At 69.0% G+C, this 15,828-nt stretch carries 12 protein-coding genes; 6 read left to right on the plus strand and 6 right to left on the minus strand.

Annotation, left to right across the window (positions count from 1 at the left end):
- Positions 1-18 precede the first annotated feature (18 nt).
- Both ABZU76_RS11025 and ABZU76_RS11030 read left to right on the plus strand, forming a co-directional pair.
- A complete protein-coding gene (locus ABZU76_RS11025; RefSeq protein ID WP_354867424.1) occupies positions 19-996 on the plus strand; it encodes an ATP-binding cassette domain-containing protein in 978 nt (325 codons plus the stop codon).
- Complete coding sequence (locus ABZU76_RS11030; RefSeq protein WP_354867427.1) at positions 993-1,790, plus strand: ABC transporter permease; 798 nt, start codon at positions 993-995, stop codon at positions 1,788-1,790. Before ABZU76_RS11025 ends, ABZU76_RS11030 begins: the two co-directional genes overlap by 4 nt.
- 83 nt (positions 1,791-1,873) lie before the next feature.
- Here the strand turns inward: ABZU76_RS11030 and ABZU76_RS11035 are convergent, their stop codons facing one another.
- Positions 1,874-5,044: a BTAD domain-containing putative transcriptional regulator gene (locus tag ABZU76_RS11035; RefSeq protein ID WP_354867429.1), complete on the minus strand. Its 3,171-nt coding sequence runs from the start codon at positions 5,042-5,044 to the stop codon at positions 1,874-1,876.
- Between the two features lie 160 nt (positions 5,045-5,204).
- On the opposite strand from ABZU76_RS11035, the gene ABZU76_RS11040 reads away from it, so the two are divergent.
- Positions 5,205-6,650 carry a M1 family metallopeptidase gene (locus ABZU76_RS11040; RefSeq protein ID WP_354867432.1) on the plus strand — a complete coding sequence of 482 codons (1,446 nt, stop codon included), beginning with the start codon at positions 5,205-5,207 and terminating at the stop codon, positions 6,648-6,650.
- A gap of 72 nt (positions 6,651-6,722) precedes the next feature.
- On the plus strand, positions 6,723-7,349 hold the full coding sequence (pcp, locus tag ABZU76_RS11045; RefSeq protein ID WP_354867435.1) for a pyroglutamyl-peptidase I: 627 nt from the start codon (positions 6,723-6,725) through the stop codon (positions 7,347-7,349).
- Here the strand turns inward: pcp and ABZU76_RS11050 are convergent.
- Positions 7,327-8,322 carry a hypothetical protein gene (locus tag ABZU76_RS11050; RefSeq protein WP_354867437.1) on the minus strand — a complete coding sequence of 332 codons (996 nt, stop codon included), beginning with the start codon at positions 8,320-8,322 and terminating at the stop codon, positions 7,327-7,329. The genes pcp and ABZU76_RS11050 overlap by 23 nt on opposite strands.
- Positions 8,323-8,404: 82 nt before the next feature.
- Entirely contained in the window at positions 8,405-10,951 is a 2,547-nt protein-coding gene (locus tag ABZU76_RS11055; RefSeq protein WP_354867439.1) for an ATP-dependent Clp protease ATP-binding subunit, read from the minus strand.
- A 368-nt stretch (positions 10,952-11,319) separates the two neighbouring features.
- Between ABZU76_RS11055 and ABZU76_RS11060 the strand changes: the two genes are divergently transcribed.
- A complete protein-coding gene (locus ABZU76_RS11060) occupies positions 11,320-12,144 on the plus strand; it encodes a (2Fe-2S)-binding protein (protein ID WP_354867441.1) in 825 nt (274 codons plus the stop codon).
- A gap of 7 nt (positions 12,145-12,151) precedes the next feature.
- Here the strand turns inward: ABZU76_RS11060 and ABZU76_RS11065 are convergent, their stop codons facing one another.
- Positions 12,152-12,724 carry a TIGR03086 family metal-binding protein gene (locus ABZU76_RS11065; protein ID WP_354867443.1) on the minus strand — a complete coding sequence of 191 codons (573 nt, stop codon included), beginning with the start codon at positions 12,722-12,724 and terminating at the stop codon, positions 12,152-12,154.
- Positions 12,725-12,825: 101 nt separating this feature from the next.
- Here ABZU76_RS11065 and ABZU76_RS11070 point away from each other — a divergent pair, with 101 nt between their 5' ends.
- Positions 12,826-13,605, plus strand: coding sequence for a helix-turn-helix domain-containing protein (locus tag ABZU76_RS11070; RefSeq protein WP_354867445.1), 780 nt, complete (start codon positions 12,826-12,828; stop codon positions 13,603-13,605).
- Positions 13,606-13,734: 129 nt separating this feature from the next.
- Here ABZU76_RS11070 and ABZU76_RS11075 read toward each other — a convergent pair whose 3' ends face one another.
- Both ABZU76_RS11075 and lysS read right to left on the minus strand, forming a co-directional pair.
- A complete protein-coding gene (locus ABZU76_RS11075; protein WP_220244795.1) occupies positions 13,735-14,088 on the minus strand; it encodes an Lsr2 family protein in 354 nt (117 codons plus the stop codon).
- A 151-nt stretch (positions 14,089-14,239) separates the two neighbouring features.
- Positions 14,240-15,748, minus strand: coding sequence for a lysine--tRNA ligase (gene lysS, locus ABZU76_RS11080; protein ID WP_354867448.1), 1,509 nt, complete (start codon positions 15,746-15,748; stop codon positions 14,240-14,242).
- Positions 15,749-15,828: the final 80 nt, after the last annotated feature.

The following is a 15,828-nucleotide window of genomic DNA, read 5'->3' on the forward strand; positions in this document are numbered from 1 at the left end:
CAGCAGGAGGAGGACCACATGTCGTTTGCGATCAAGGCCGAGGGCCTGGTCAAGCAGTTCGGGGAGACCAAGGCGCTGGACGGGGTGGATCTGGAGGTCCCGTTCGGCAAGGTGGTGGGGGTGCTCGGGCCCAACGGCGCGGGCAAGACGACGGCCGTGCGCATCCTGGCCACACTCATCAAGCCCGACGCCGGGCACGCCACGGTCGGGGGTTTCGACGTGGTGCAGGACCCGGTGCGGGTGCGCTCGCTGATCGGGCTCACGGGCCAGTACGCGTCCGTCGACGAGGACCTCAACGGCATCGAGAACCTGGTGCTGATCGGCCGGCTGCTCGACCTGTCGCGGACCGACGCCAAGGCCCGGGCGAAGGAGCTGCTGGAGCGCTTCGAGCTGTCCGACGCCGCCAAGCGCCCGATCCGCACCTATTCCGGCGGCATGCGCCGGCGGATCGACCTCGCCGCCAGCCTCGTCGGGCGGCCCGAGGTTCTCTACCTCGACGAGCCCACCACCGGGCTCGACCCGCACGCCCGCAACGAGGTGTGGGCCGTGGTCCGCGGCCTCGTCGCCGACGGCGCGACGGTGCTGCTCACCACGCAGTACCTGGAGGAAGCCGACCAGCTGGCCGACAAGATCACCATGTTCGACCACGGCCACGTGGTCGCCGACGGCCGCGCCGACGAGCTCAAGCGCCGCGTCGGCGGCCAGACACTGCAGGTGCGCCCGACGTCGCCGGCCGACCTCGACGCCGTCGCCCGCATCCTGGGCGAGCTCACAGGCGTCCGGCCGACGCGAGACAACGACACGGGCCTGCTCACCGCACCGGTTTCCGACCCGGTGCTGCTGTCCACGCTCGTGCGCAAGCTCGACGAGGCCGGCATCACCTCCGACGAGCTCGCGCTGCGGCTGCCGAGCCTCGACGAGGTGTTCCTGGCCCTGACCGGCCACTCCGCCGAACCGACCACTGCCGACGCCCAGCTCGAAGGGAGCCTCGCGTGACCACGCTCGCGCTCGATCCGCCCCGCCGCATCAGCCCGGTGAAAGGCACGCAGCACGCGCTTTCCCTGGCCTGGCGCGGAATCCTGAAAATCCGCAAGAACCCGGAGCAGCTGGCCGATGTGACGCTGATGCCGATCATCTTCCTGCTGATGTTCACCTACCTGTTCGGCAACGCGCTGGGCGGGTCCATCTCGAACTACCTGCAGAGCCTGGTGCCCGGCCTGATCGTGATGAACATCCTGCAGGCCAGCCTGACCGTGGGCGTGCAGCTGAACACCGACGTCACCAAGGGCGTGTTCGACCGCTTCCGCAGCATGCCGATCGCGCGCTCGGCGCCGTTGGTCGGCGCGGTGCTGGCGGACCTCGTGCGCTACGTCGTGTGCCTGGCCGTGCTGATGGTCGTCGCGATGGTGATGGGCTACCGCATCGAGACGGGGCCGATGCAATTCCTGGCCGCGATCCTGCTGGTGCTGGCGTTCGGGCTGTGCTTCTGCTGGGGCTCGGTGTTCGTCGGGATGCTGATGAAGTCGCCGGGTGCCGCACAGGGCCTGATGTTCGTGTTCATCATGCCGCTCACCTTCGGCAGCAACGTGTTCGTCTCCACCGCCACGATGCCGGGGTGGCTGCGGGCCTGGGCGGACATCAGCCCGGTGAGCCTGATGGCCAACGCGTTGCGGGGCTTGATGAACGGCGGCGCGGTCGCCGGACCGCTCGGCGGGGCGCTGGCGTGGATGGTCGGGGCCGTGGTGGTGTTCTTCCCGCTTGCGACCTGGGCCTACCGCCGCCGGGTCTGAGCGACTGTCGAAAAAGGACCACAACAGAAAATGGGGGCACTCGGTCCCCTTCACCGCGGGGGTGGTGGAGGGGGCCGAGCTCGTCAGAAGCCGGCTTCCTCGGCGAGCCAGGTAATTCCATCGGCTCGATCCATCGCGCGAGTGTCCACGACGATCTCCGCGTAACGATCCGCGCCCAGCTTCTCCTCGAGCCCGGCGATCAGCGCGAGCACTTCCGGGCTCCCGAGGTCGAACTCGCCACGGATCAACGCGGTCAGCGCCAACGCGCGCGCCGCCGTCTCGAAGTGACCCTGCTTGTAGCGGATCTCCGCGAAGACTTCCACGATCCTCGCCACGTCGGGCATGTCGACGCGCTCCACAGTAGAGCGGATGGCGGCCGCGGCGTGCGGCGCGGCTTCGTCCGGTTTATCCGCCGCCAACGCGATCCTGGCGTTGACCATGCCGAACCACTCGTCCTCGAAGTTGCCGGGGAACGGCCAGTCGTCCCGGCTTCGCGAGATGTGCTCGCCGACGGTCCGCGCCTCGTCGAGCCGGCCCTCGCGGATCAGCAGTTCCAGCCGACCGAACGCGAGGATCAGGCTCAGCTGCCGGATCCCGCTGTTCTCGGCATAGCGTTCTGCCGCGGTCAGCTCGCGCCACGCGCCTGCGTAATCGCCACTGCGCGAGCGTTCCACGGCGAGCCGCCACCACTGCTGGATGACGTCGTCGTGCGACCGGAGCTCCATCGCCAGCCGCAGGCCTTCGGTGTATGCCGCGATGGCCCCGGCGTGGTCACCGCGCTGGGACAGGCTGGCGGCGCGGAAGCTGAACGTCATCGCCAGGCCCCAGCGGTCGCCGATCTCGAGGAAACCGGCGTGGGCTTGCTCGCGGGCGCGGGCAGAACCCTCCAGGTCGCCCTCGTCGGCGAGCAGGAAGCTCTCGGCCCAGCTCCCGGCGGCCCGGCCCCACGCGTCGTCACCGTCGATGGCGCGCTGGATCTCTCGGCGGGCGACGTCGCGGTGGCCGCTGAGGAACGCGACCATCGGCACCGCGAGCGCGAGCCACGGATTGCCCTTCACCGCGCCCGTGCGCACGCACTCCTCGATCAGGTCAGCGGCGTCCGCCAGCGCCTGCGGTCCGGTCATCATGTGCATCATCAGCTGACTCAGCCGCAGGCTGGCGGATACGTCGGGCGCCAGGCGGTCGCCGAAGGCGAGCACGTCGACCACGAAGCGCTCCGCGCGTTCGCTCTGGCCCAGGATCGACAGGTACCAGAACATGCCGTAGAGCAGGCGGCCGGCGGAATCCACGTCCTCGGACTCGATGGCGCCGCGCAGCGCGGCGGTGAGGTTGTCGTTCTCGTGCTCGAAGATCGTGATGGCCGTGAGCTGCTCGCGGGTACGCAGCAGCGGCTCGGTGCGTTCGACGAGGTCTACGAAGTAGCGCACCATGGCCGCGCGCAGCCGCTCGGTCTCCCCCGACGCGGTGAGCCGCTCGGTGGCGTACACCCGCAGCGTCTCCAGCATGCGGTACCGCCCGCCGACGGTGTCCACAATGGATTTCTCGACGAGGGAACCCAGCACGTACACCACGTCTTCGGCGCCCACGAGCTCACCGTCGGCGCAGACGGCGGTCACGGCGTCCTCGTCGAACGTCGCCGCGAACACGGCCAGCCGCCGCGCCAGGGCGAGCTCCGCGTCGGTGAGCAGGTCCCAGCTCCACTCCACGACGGCGCGCAGCGTGCGTTGCCGCGGCAGGGCCGTGCGGCTGCCGGAGGTGAGCAGGCGGAAGCGGTCGTCGAGGCGTTCGGCGATACTCGTGACGGGCATCGAACGCAGGCGCGCCGCCGCCAGCTCCAGCGCCAGCGGCATACCGTCGAGGCGGCGGCAGATCTGCGTCACGGCGTCCACTGTGGACTCGTCGAGCGTGAAGTCCGGCCGCACGGCGATGGCGCGGTCGAGGAACAGGCGCGCGGAGTCGAGCGCACCCACCTCGCCCGGCGGCGTCGACTCGGCCGGCACGGGCAGCGGGCCGAGCGGGCACAGCGCCTCGCCGGTGATGGCGAGGGGTTCGCGGCTGGTGGCCAGGATGCGCAGCGCCGGCACGCGGCGCAGCAGGTCGTCGGCCAGCTGCGCGGCGACCTCGACCACGTGCTCGCAGTTGTCCAGCACCAGCAGGGTTTCGCCGCCGCTCAGCGCCTCGACGGCATGCTCGAACAGGTCGATCGGCTTGCGCAGCACCTCGGTTTCGGTGGCGCGCATGTCGCGGATCCCCAACGCGGTGAGCAGCGCGCCGAGCACGTCGTCGGCGTCGCGGACACCGGCGAGCGGCACGAACCACACGCGCCCGGGCCCGTGCGCCGGGTGGCGCGCCGCGGCCTCGGTCGCCAGGCGCGTCTTGCCCGCACCGCCCGGGCCGACGAGCGTGACGAGCCGGGAGCCGTCGAGCAGCTCCGACAGCTGCTTGAGCTCGTCGCCGCGGCCGACGAAGCTCGTGAGGCGCACCGGTAGCCGGTCGGTGACCGTCGCGACGGGCGCGAGCTCGCCGCGCAACGCCTGCAGGTGGATCTCCTGCAGCTCGGCCGACGGGTCCACGCCCAGCTCGTCGGCCAGCGTCGCGCGGATCGTGCTGTACGCGGCGAGCGCGTCGGCCTGGCGTCCGGCCGAGCACAGCGCGCGGATGCGCAGGCCGGCGAGCCGTTCGCGCAACGGGTGGGCCTCGGCGGCCGCGGTGAGGTCGGCGAGCACGTCGGCGTGGCGGCCCAGGCGCAGCTCGGCGTCGAAGCGATCCTCGGCGGCCTCCGTGCGCAGCTCCTCCAGCCGCGTCGCGGGCGCGGCGGCGAACGGCGCGTCGAGCACGTCCGCCAGCGCGGCGCCGTGCCAGAGGTCCAGAGCAGTGCGCAGCAGCTCGGCCGCGCGCGAGTCGCGGCCCGCCGAAAGCTCCCGGCGGCCCTCGGCCGCGAGCCGCTCGAACCGGTGCGCGTCGACGGTGTCCGGGGCCAGCGCGAGCCGGTAGCCGCCGGCGCCGGACTCCAGCTCGGCCTGGGCCGGCCGCAGCGCGCGGCGCAGGCGCGAGACCAGCGACTGCAGCGCGTTGGCGGCGTCGGCCGGCGGCTCGGTGCCCCACAGGCCGTCGATGAGCACCTCGGCCGGCACCGCGCGGCCGGCGTCGAGCGCGAGCCGGGCCAAGAGCATGCGAAGGCGCGCACCGCCGATGTCCACCGGGGTGCCGTCGTCGCAGGCCGCCCGCAGCGGACCCAGTAGCGCCACGCGCATGGCACCAGCTTTCCAGACGGATGCTGAGGACGGGTCCGAACGGCCGCAGGGGAACCGACGGAAGTGTGGACTTTCAGGACAAAACACCACCAGTCGCCATCAACGGCCCTTCGCGGCGATACGTTGCAAACGGTTTCCCGAGCAGCAGACAGGAGCGTTTATGAGACTGCAGCACCGCTGGCGTCGCCCGGCAGTGACGGTCGTCGCCACGCTGGCCGCGCTGAGCCTGGGCGGCGGCATCGCCTCCGCGGGGCAGGACGGGTACGGCTGGGGCACCCCGGGTGCCGACGGAGCGGGCGACAGCTACTACCCGCAAGACGGCAACGGCGGCTACGACGTCGCCGACTACGACCTCGCCGTAACCTACGCGCCGGACAGCCACCAGCTCACCGGCGTGCAGACGATCAGCGCGCGGGCCACCCAGACGCTGAGCTCGTTCAACCTCGACCTCAAGGGCCTCACCGTCGACTCGGTGAAGGTCAACGGCCTCAAGGCCAAGTTCACCCGCAGCGGTGACCACGAGCTGACCATCACGCCGTTGCTGCCACTGTTGCGCGGCCTGCCGTTCCGCACCGTGATCACCTACCACGGCGTGCCGGCCCCGATCAGCGACCCGTTGCTGGGCAACAACGGCTGGCAGTACGCCAAGGACGGCGGCGCGTTCGCCGCGGGCGAGCCTAAGTCGGCCAGCACGTGGTACCCGGTGAACGACACCCCGCTCGACAAGGCGACGTTCCACCTGGCCATCACCGTCCCCGACGAGTGGGGCGTGATCGCCAACGGCCGTGAGCTGGGCACGCACAAGACCTCGAAGGGCACCACGCACGTGTGGGCCGAGACCACGCCCGCCGTGCCGTACATGACCACGGTCGCCATCGACAAGTGGACGTTCGACAAGCGCAAGCGCAAGGACGGCACGCCGATCGTCAGCGCGTTCGCGCCCGGCACGCCCGATTCGACCAAGCAGGCCGACGCGCGACTGCCGGAGATCCTCGACTTCCTGGAGTCGAAGTTCGGCAAGTACCCCGTGGACGCCGCGGGCGGCATCTACCTGGCCGAGCCCATCGGCTTCTCGCTCGAAACGATGAGCCGGCCGATCTACTCCGGCCGCGCGGGCAACGTCGACACGATCGTCCATGAGAACGCCCACCAGTGGTACGGCGACACCGTGGCCGTGGACCACTGGAAGGACGTCTGCCTCAACGAGTGCTTCGCCTCCTACGCCACCTGGCTCTGGGACGAGGCCAAGAACGGCGTGAACCTCGACGACCAGTACCGGCAGCAGGTCGCCACCGCGTCCGACCGGTTCTGGAACGGCAAGCTCTACGACATGGGCCCGGGCAACGAGTTCACCTACGTGTACTCCAAGGGCCCGGTCGCGCTGCACGCCCTGAGCAAGTACATGGGCGAGGCCGCGTTCGACAAGGTGCTCAAGACGTGGAACTCGTTGCACCGCAACGGCAACGCGAGCATGCAGGAGTTCCAGAAGTACTGCGAGTCCGTGTCGCACAAGGACCTGCAGGGCTTCTTCGACGCCTGGATCTACGGCGCGGGCAAGCCGTCCGATCAGTACCTCTACCCGGGCGACCTGAAACCGGCTGCTTGATCTGTTGACCCGTGAGGGCTTCCCCCACCACCCGGGGGAAGCCCTCACGGATTTTCGTGATTGTCTTTCGGCATGACTGTGTTGCTCACGGGATTCGCTCCCTTCGGCAGTTCCGCCGTGAACCCCTCCTGGCAGGCGGCGCTGCTGGTGGCCTCGCGACGCGACGACGTGATCTCCGTGGAGCTGCCGGTGGAGTTCGAGGCCTCGCTGCCGGCGTTGCGTGCGGCGATCGAGGAGCACCGGCCGAGTCTCGTGGTGTGCGCGGGAGAAGCCGGCGGACGCGTCGCCGTCACGCCGGAGCGGGTGGCGATCAACCTGATCGACGCGCGGATCCCCGACAACGCGGGCGCCCAGCCGATCGACGTGCCGGTGATCGCCGACGCGCCGGCGGCCTACTTCACCACGCTGCCGGTCAAGGCGGCCGTGGCGGCGATCCAGGCCGAGGGCGTGCCCGCGGCGGTGTCGCACACGGCGGGAACCTATGTGTGCAACCAGGTTTTCTTCGGCCTGATGCACTTGCTCGCGCACGACTTCCCGGCGGTGCGGGGCGGGTTCGTCCACGTGCCGTCGGCGCCGGAGCAGGTCGAGGCGGGGCCGTCACTCGACGTGCGGCTGTCGGCGACCGCGCTGGACGCCGTGATCACGGCCGCGCTGACCACGGCCGACGACCTCGACGTCAGCGCCGGAACGTTGAACTGAGACTCGGGAACGGCGCCTCCCGGTCCACCCGGAGCCGGTCGTAGAAGTCGGTGAACTCCACAGCCGTCTTCGCGTGCCGCGCGACCACCGACGCCACGGGTTCCGGCAGCGGCAGCTCCCCGGCGGCCGCGCGGCGGACCGCGGCGCGCCGTTCGGCGCGGTCCCAGGTGCCGTGGACCTCCGTGACCAGCCACTGCGTCAGGTGCATGGCCAGGTACGCCTCGTCGTGCTCGACGTTGAGCTCGGCGAACGCGCGCTCCTCGGCGCTGAGGTCGAACCGCGTGGCGAACGCGAGCCCGAAGTCGGTGAGGTAGATCCGCGAGCCGTCGGTGAGGTAGTTGCCGAAGTGCGTGTCGAAATGCAGAACGCCTTGCTCACGAAGGAAAGCGGCCGTCTCGAACAGCTGCTGCTCGACGCGGTCCGCCTCGTCGAGGTGCTCCTTGAGCCACAGGTGCAGCGTCGTCGGGAAGTACTCGCAGAACAGCACCAAGCTCGTGTCGGCGGCCTCCAGGTCCTCCAGCCGCCGGCGCACGGGCGCGGAGCCGCCCCAGTACTCGACGTCCGCTTCGAGCGGCTGGTCCGGCACCCGGCCGGCGCGCACCGGCAGCACGCGCCTGTGGTGCAGCAGCGGGAAGTGCTCGCAGTCGCCGCCGAGGACCCAGCCGGTGGCCATGGTGTGCAGCGCCAGCTCGCGCCATGCAGAGCCCTCGGGCGAGCCACTGACGCCGTAGTGGCAGAACGTCGGCAGGTCGTAGAGGTTGGCTGTGTCGTGCGGGTGCTCGCGTTCGAGCGCGGTCAACGGCATGCACTTCGCGAACACGGGTGTGCCGTCGACGTCGAGCCGCACGCCGGTGCCGCCGATGCCTCGGGAGACGACTTCGGCCGTTTCGAGGCGTTCGACGAGCTGGCGGTCGCTCAGCAGCGACAGCGCCGTGGCCGCTTGAAGGTGCTTGGTCAGCCGGGAATCCCCCATGACTTCGACAATACGGAGAAGGGCGGCTCCCCGGGGGAACCGCCCTTCTCAGGTACTGCGCTTTCTCAAATACTGCGGGTGATCAGTCGCTCTCGGTGTCGTGCTCCGAGGCGCCGATGCTGACCGGCGGCGCGTCCGGAACCGAGGACGGGCGCTTCTCACCGCGGAAGGTGAAGTGCGCTTCGTCGTCGCGGTCCTCGGGGTTGCCGCTCCAGCCCTCGACGTCGACCAGGATGATCTGACCGGCCTCGATCTCGCCGAAGAGGATCTTCTCCGACAGCTGGTCCTCGATCTCGCGCTGGATCGTGCGACGCAGGGGCCGCGCGCCGAGCACGGGGTCGAAGCCCCGCTTGGCCAAGAGGGCCTTGGCCTTCTCGGTCAGCTCGATCTCCATGTCCTTGGCCTTGAGCTGCTTCTCCACCCGCCCGATCATCAGGTCGACCATCATGATGATCTGTTCCTGCGTGAGCTGGTGGAAGACGATGATGTCGTCGATCCGGTTCAGGAACTCGGGCCGGAAATGCTTCTTCATCTCCTCGTTGACCTTCTGCTTCATCTTCTCGTAGCGGTTGGTGATGTCCGCTCCGGAGGAGAAGCCGAGGCTCACGGACTTGGAGATGTCCGAGGTGCCCAGGTTCGAGGTGAAGATCAGGACCGTGTTCTTGAAGTCGACCGTGCGACCCTGGCCGTCGGTGAGGCGGCCGTCTTCGAGCACCTGCAGGAGCGTGTTGTAGATCTCCTGGTGCGCCTTCTCGATCTCGTCGAAGAGCACCACCGAGAACGGCTTGCGCCGCACCTTCTCGGTCAGCTGCCCGCCCTCTTCGTAGCCGACGTAGCCCGGAGGGGCACCGAAGAGCCGCGAAGCGGTGTAGCGGTCGTGGAACTCACCCATGTCGATCTGGATGAGCGCGTCGTCCTCGCCGAACAGGAAGGCCGCCAGCGCCTTGGACAGCTCGGTCTTACCGACACCGGACGGGCCGGCGAAGATGAACGAGCCCGACGGGCGCTTCGGGTCCTTCAGACCCGCACGCGTACGGCGGATCGCCTGGGAGACGGCCTTGACCGCGTCCTCCTGGCCGATGATGCGCTTGTGGAGCTCGTCCTCCATGCGCAGGAGCCGGGTGGTCTCCTCCTCGGTGAGCTTGAACACCGGGATGCCGGTCCAGTTGGCCAGCACCTCCGCGATCTGCTCGTCGTCAACCTCGGCGACGACGTCGAGGTCGCCGTCCTTCCACTGCTTCTCGCGCTCGCCCTTCTGGCCGAGGAGGGTCTTCTCCTCGTCACGCAGGCGCGCGGCCCGCTCGAAGTCCTGCGCGTCGATCGCGGACTCCTTGTCGCGGCGGACGTCGGCGATCTTCTCGTCGAACTCGCGCAGGTCCGGCGGCGCGGTCATGCGGCGGATGCGCATGCGGGCGCCGGCCTCGTCGATGAGGTCGATGGCCTTGTCCGGCAGGAACCGGTCGTTGATGTAGCGGTCGGCCAGCGTGGCCGCCGCGACCAGCGCCGAGTCGGTGATCGAGACGCGGTGGTGCGCCTCGTACCGGTCGCGCAGGCCCTTGAGGATCTCGATCGTGTGCTCGAGCGACGGCTCGCCGACCTGGATCGGCTGGAAGCGGCGCTCCAGCGCGGCGTCCTTCTCGATGTACTTGCGGTACTCCTCGAGCGTGGTCGCACCGATCGTCTGCAGCTCACCACGAGCCAGCATCGGCTTCAGGATCGAAGCCGCGTCGATGGCACCCTCGGCCGCACCCGCGCCGACGAGCGTGTGGAGCTCGTCGATGAACAGGATGATGTCGCCGCGGGTCTTGATCTCCTTGAGCACCTTCTTCAGGCGCTCTTCGAAGTCACCGCGGTAGCGGGAGCCGGCGACCAGAGAGCCCAGGTCCAGCGTGTAGAGCTGCTTGTCCTTGAGCGTCTCGGGCACCTCGCCCTTGACGATGCTCTGGGCAAGGCCCTCGACGACGGCCGTCTTGCCGACGCCCGGCTCGCCGATGAGCACCGGGTTGTTCTTGGTGCGGCGGGACAGCACCTGCATGACCCGCTCGATCTCCTTGCCGCGCCCGATGACCGGGTCGAGCTTGCCCTCGCGGGCGAGCACGGTCATGTTGCGGCCGAACTGGTCGAGCACCAGCGACGACGACGGGGTGCCCTCGCCGCGGCCCGAGCCGCTCTCGGTGGACTTCTCGCCGGTCTGGTAACCCGACAGAAGCTGCAGCACCTGCTGGCGCACCCGGTTGAGGTCCGCGCCGAGCTTGACGAGCACCTGTGCGGCGACGCCCTCACCCTCGCGGATCAGGCCGAGCAGGATGTGCTCGGTACCGATGTAGTTGTGGCCGAGCTGCAGCGCTTCGCGCAGCGACAGCTCAAGCACCTTCTTGGCCCGAGGCGTGAACGGGATGTGCCCGCTCGGCGCCTGCTGACCCTGGCCGATGATCTCTTCGACCTGCTGGCGCACTCCCTCGAGGGCAATGCCCAGCGACTCGAGCGCCTTGGCGGCGACACCCTCACCCTCGTGGATCAGACCCAGGAGGATGTGCTCGGTGCCGATGTAGTTGTGGTTGAGCATCCGGGCCTCTTCTTGGGCCAGGACGACCACCCGCCTCGCGCGGTCGGTGAACCTCTCAAACATGCGCACTCCCTCGACTGCTGCGTCGGCGGCCCGTTGCCGGCGCGGATTCACACCCGCGTCGGACAGCACCGTGAGACCACTGTAGTAGCCAAGCGGTCGCGCTTGCGTACCACTACGGCTTGCGGTGGCCTTTCAACACCCGGCCGGCGACCCGTCCGGTCACCATCCAACATCCGGTTGCCCTGCACCTTTACTTCTTCTCGAACGTACGGCCCCGCGTTCGGATTCCGCCCGCACCCCCCTGTCCGCTCAGCGCGAACACATCCGGGAGCTGGCCGTTTCCACCAGGTGGGCACCCGATTGGCGCAACCGCGAAATCTCTGTAAGGTTAGGCACGCCTAATCAGCTCGGTCGGTAAGGAGGCCGCGGTGAACCAGCAGCGGTCTTCCAGGGATGCGAGCGACGTCGGAGACGGCCTCACCAGTTCGCTCCTGCGGGTCGGGGGGCTACAGGAGCGCGGTGAGCTGCGGCGAGACGTCCCGACCGGGTGGTTCCACTGTGCCGAGCTGCTCGAACACCCCGAGCTTTTCACCGAATGGCGTGAACGGCTGGAAAAGTGGCTTCTCCACAACCACGGCGCCGCGCCCGAGCGCACGGCCGCGAGTTACGTCACGTCGTGGTACCTGCACGTGCCCGCGTACGTCGGCGCGCTACTGCTGCACCACGAACGCCGGGTGCCGTCACTCAAACCCGAGCAGCTCGCCTTCGGCCTCGGCGACGACCGTCCGCACCCCGAGGGCATGGCCGTGCTGGGCGACAGCTTCTACTGCCTGCCCACCGACCCCGGCTCCGCTCGCCCGGAAGCCACGGTCGTGGCCGACGAACGCGCACTGGCCGGCGTGCTGCGCGCCCAGTTCGTGGCGCACGCCACACGTTTCGTGCGCGCGTACGCGCCGAGCAGCCGGCTGGGCCGCCGCATGTTGTGGGCCGCGGCCACCGACGCGCTGGACAACTCGCTGTGGTGGGCCGGCCGTCAGGGCGGGACGCCGGACGCGGAAGGCGCCGGTGTCGCCGACGCCGCGTTGGTGCTGGACGACCGGTATCGCCCGCTGACCTCCGCCTCGACCCTGCGCATGGCCGTGGACGCCGAAGGGCACCGTGCCTGGGAACGGCGGCGGGAGAGTTGCTGCTTCTCCTACCTGCTGCCGGGCGAGGCCGAGTGCGAGGAATGCCCGCGCGTCTGCTCGCGATAAGCGCAGGTCACGCACGCCAGGCCGGGTTGCGGCCCGACGCGCCCAGCGCGCGGTTCAGCGCCGGAGCGCCGGCCGGAACCGGTACCTCGGGGCCGTAGACGCCCATCGCCCTCGCCTGCTCGCCCATGGCGACGGCGGACGCGCGCACGACTTCCGCGGCCTCGTCGCTGCAGGTCAGCGGCGTGCCGGCCGCGCGGGCGAGGTCCCAGCCGTGGATCACGAACTCGCCGAGCACCATGTCGCCGACGACGGCCGCGGGCATCGTGGCCGAGCCGAGCGTCACCAGGCCTTCCCACGCGGCGGCGGGCGCGAAGGCTTCGACGAGGTCTTCGGTCTGCTTCCCCAGTGTTGCGAGCCAGTCTTCGCCGACGAGGGCGGCGTCGGCTTCGGTGCCGGTCGCCGTGTACGTCTCGCGCCGGCCGGCGGCCACGAGCCAGGGGCCCCAGTAGAGCAGGTGGTTGAGCAGGTCGCGCACGTCGTAGCCGGTGCACGGGGTGGGCGCCGTGAGCGGTTTCGCGGCGGGTGCCACACGCAGGAACTCGGCCGCGGCCGGGTGCAGCAGGGCTGAGTGGTCGGTCATCCGCGAAGCCAAGCACGGCGGGTGACGGTCGTCTTGAACGAACGCGACGCATTAGCGTGAAGCGCATGCGCCGGATCCCACGCGGCATCGTCGACGAGCACGTGGCCCGCACGAAGTTCACGCTCGCCCGTCACGCGCCGGCGCCCGCGCTCACAGAATTCGTCGACTACCATTGGGTGCTGCACTGGGATCTCGACGGCTTCCACGACCAGCACGTACTGCCCAACATCGCGGTGCACGTGACCTTCTTCCCCGGCGCGTGCGGCGTCTACGGCCCGGGCCACACCCTGTTCACGCACCGGCTCGAGGGCCGCGCGCACGGCCTCGGCGTACGGTTCCGGCCGGGGTGTTTCCGCCCGTTCCTCGGCGCGCCCGTGCGGATCCTCACGGACCGCTCCGTACCAGTGGAGGACGTCTTCGGCCGCGGCGGCACCGAAGCGGCCGAATCGGTGCGAAATGCGAGCGGCGATCAGGAAATGATCGCTGCAGTCGACAACATGCTGATCGCAAAGCACTCGGCTCTTCCGCCCGCCGCGCGGACGGCCGCCGCGATGGTGGAAACAATCGCGGGGGATCCGGAAATCACGCGCGTCGATCAACTCGCCACGAGCGCCGGCTTGTCCGCACGTGCACTTCAGCGGCTCTTCGCGGAACACGTCGGCTGCACGCCCAAGTGGGCGATCCGGATATACCGCCTGAACGACGCCGCGCGCGACCTCGCCGACGCCGGAAGTCCCGATTTCGCGGACCTCGCCGCCCGGCTCGGCTATAGCGATCAACCTCACTTCACCCGCGATTTCCGTGCGGTGACCGGATCCTCGCCCGGCGAGTTCGCCCGGTCGGCTCGCCGAGCCGCACCGGCGCAGAACGAGCGTTCTTGAACACTCCGCCGCACTGAACACAAGCCGCTGAAGTCGCCGAACGCCCCGGGATCAATCCGACCGGACAGAAACCGGACAAGCAAAACGGCCGCCGGAAACAATCCGGCGGCCGCCTCCTCGTTGTGCCCCTCAGTTCTTCTGGTGGTAGGCCTCCACGACCTCCGACGGGATCCGGCCCCGGTCGGAAACCGCGAAACCGTTCTTGCGCGCCCAGGCGCGAATGGCCTGGTTCTGCTCGCGGTCGACCGTGGCCGGGCGGGCCGAGGCCTTCGCACCCGCGATCGGGCGCAGCGCGGCACGCTTGCGGCCGCCGGCGCGGCGAGCGTGCTCCACGTACTGGGCCAGCGCGTCGCGCAGCTCTTCGGCGTTTTCCGAGGAGAGGTCGATCTGGTAGGTCACACCGTCCAAACCGAACTCGACGGTCTCTTCGGCCTCACTGCCGTCGAGGTCATCGACCAGGGAGACGAGCACCTTCTGTGCCATCTGATTCCTCCTGCGGGGCTTACGCGAATGATCTGGTTACGGGGCGAGCCCCGGGACAGAAGTCTTTGTCACTCACATTAATACTCGCTCATCCCCCGGCGTGCAAATCTCGTTTGAGATAAACCCCGCCGGTTCCTACCGTCGGGTGGGGTTATTCAGGCCGCACGAGGGGGAAGAGGATCGTCTCCCGGATACCGAGACCGGTCAGAGCCATGAGCAGCCGGTCGACTCCCATTCCGACACCGCCGCTCGGCGGCATTCCGTACTCCAGAGCGCGAAGGAAATCCTCGTCGAGACGCATGGCCTCGCTATCACCCTGTGCCGCCAGGAGGGACTGTTCGGTGAGGCGCTCCCGCTCCACGACCGGATCCACCAACTCGGAGTAACCCGTGGCGAGTTCGAAACCGCGCACGTAGAGGTCCCACTTCTCCGCGACCCCGGCCCGGCTGCGGTGCTGCCTGGTCAGAGGGGATGTCTCGAGCGGAAAATCACGCACAAATGTGGGCGCGGTGAGATCGTCGCCCACGAGGTGTTCCCACAGTTCTTCGACAAGTTTGCCGTGGGTGAGCTTCGGGTCCACCTCGATCTCGCGCGCCTCGGCGATCTTGTGCAACCGCTCGGCGGGAGTCTCGGGTGACACTTCTTCACCCAATGCCTCCGACAGCGACTCGTACATGCCGAGTGTCGTCCATTCGCCGGAAAGGTCGTACTCCGTTCCGTCGACGAGGGTGACGACCTGGGTGCCCAGCACGTTCTCCGCGGCCTCCTGGATGAGTTCGCGGGTCATCACGGCATTCGTGTCGTACGTGGCGTAGGCCTCGTAGTACTCCAGCATCGCGAACTCCGGCGAGTGCGAGGAGTCGCTGCCCTCGTTGCGGAAGTTGCGGTTGATCTCGAAAACCTTCTCGATCCCGCCGACCACGCAGCGCTTGAGGTAGAGCTCCGGCGCGATGCGCAGGTACAGCTCGAGGTCGAACGCATTCGAATGCGTGACGAATGGCCTGGCCGCGGCGCCGCCGTGCAGCGTCTGCAGCATCGGCGTCTCGACCTCGGTGAATCCGCGGCGGTGGAACGACTCGCGCAGCGAACGCACCACGCCGGCGCGAGTGCGCACCACATCGCGGGCCCGATCGCGCAGAATCAAGTCGACATAACGCTGCCGGATTCGCGTTTCCTCGGCGAGGTCGGAGTGCGTGTTGGGCAGTGGCCGCAGCGCCTTCGACGTGAGCTGCCACTTGTCGGCCATCACGGAAAGCTCACCGCGCTTGGAAGTGATCACCTCGCCGGCGACGAATACGTGGTCACCGAGATCGACATCGCTCTTCCACGACGCGAGCGACCCCTCACCGACCTTCGCGAGGCTGAGCATCGCCTGCAGTTCCGTGCCGTCGCCCTCACGAAGAGTGGCGAAACACAGTTTGCCCGTATTGCGCAGAAACATCACCCGGCCGGTGACGCCGACCGTCTGACCAGTGGCGGTGTCGGGTGCCAGATCTGTGTGCGCGGCCCGGATCTCGGCGAGCGAGTGAGTGCGGGGAACCTCAACGGGGTAAGGATCGACACCCTCCGCGATTATCCGGTCGCGCTTGTCCCGGCGCACCCGCATCTGTTCGGGCAGGTCGTCTTCGGGCAGCGCGTCGGGCGCGGGGAATTCGGTCATGGCCCATAGCGTACGAACCCGCTGGTCGGCGACGCCAACCGGATTACCCTTCGAGGCACCGGCGCTGCCTTTTCCCGTAT

The organism is Amycolatopsis sp. NPDC005232 (genome assembly GCF_040607795.1).
GTDB lineage: Bacteria > Actinomycetota > Actinomycetes > Mycobacteriales > Pseudonocardiaceae > Amycolatopsis.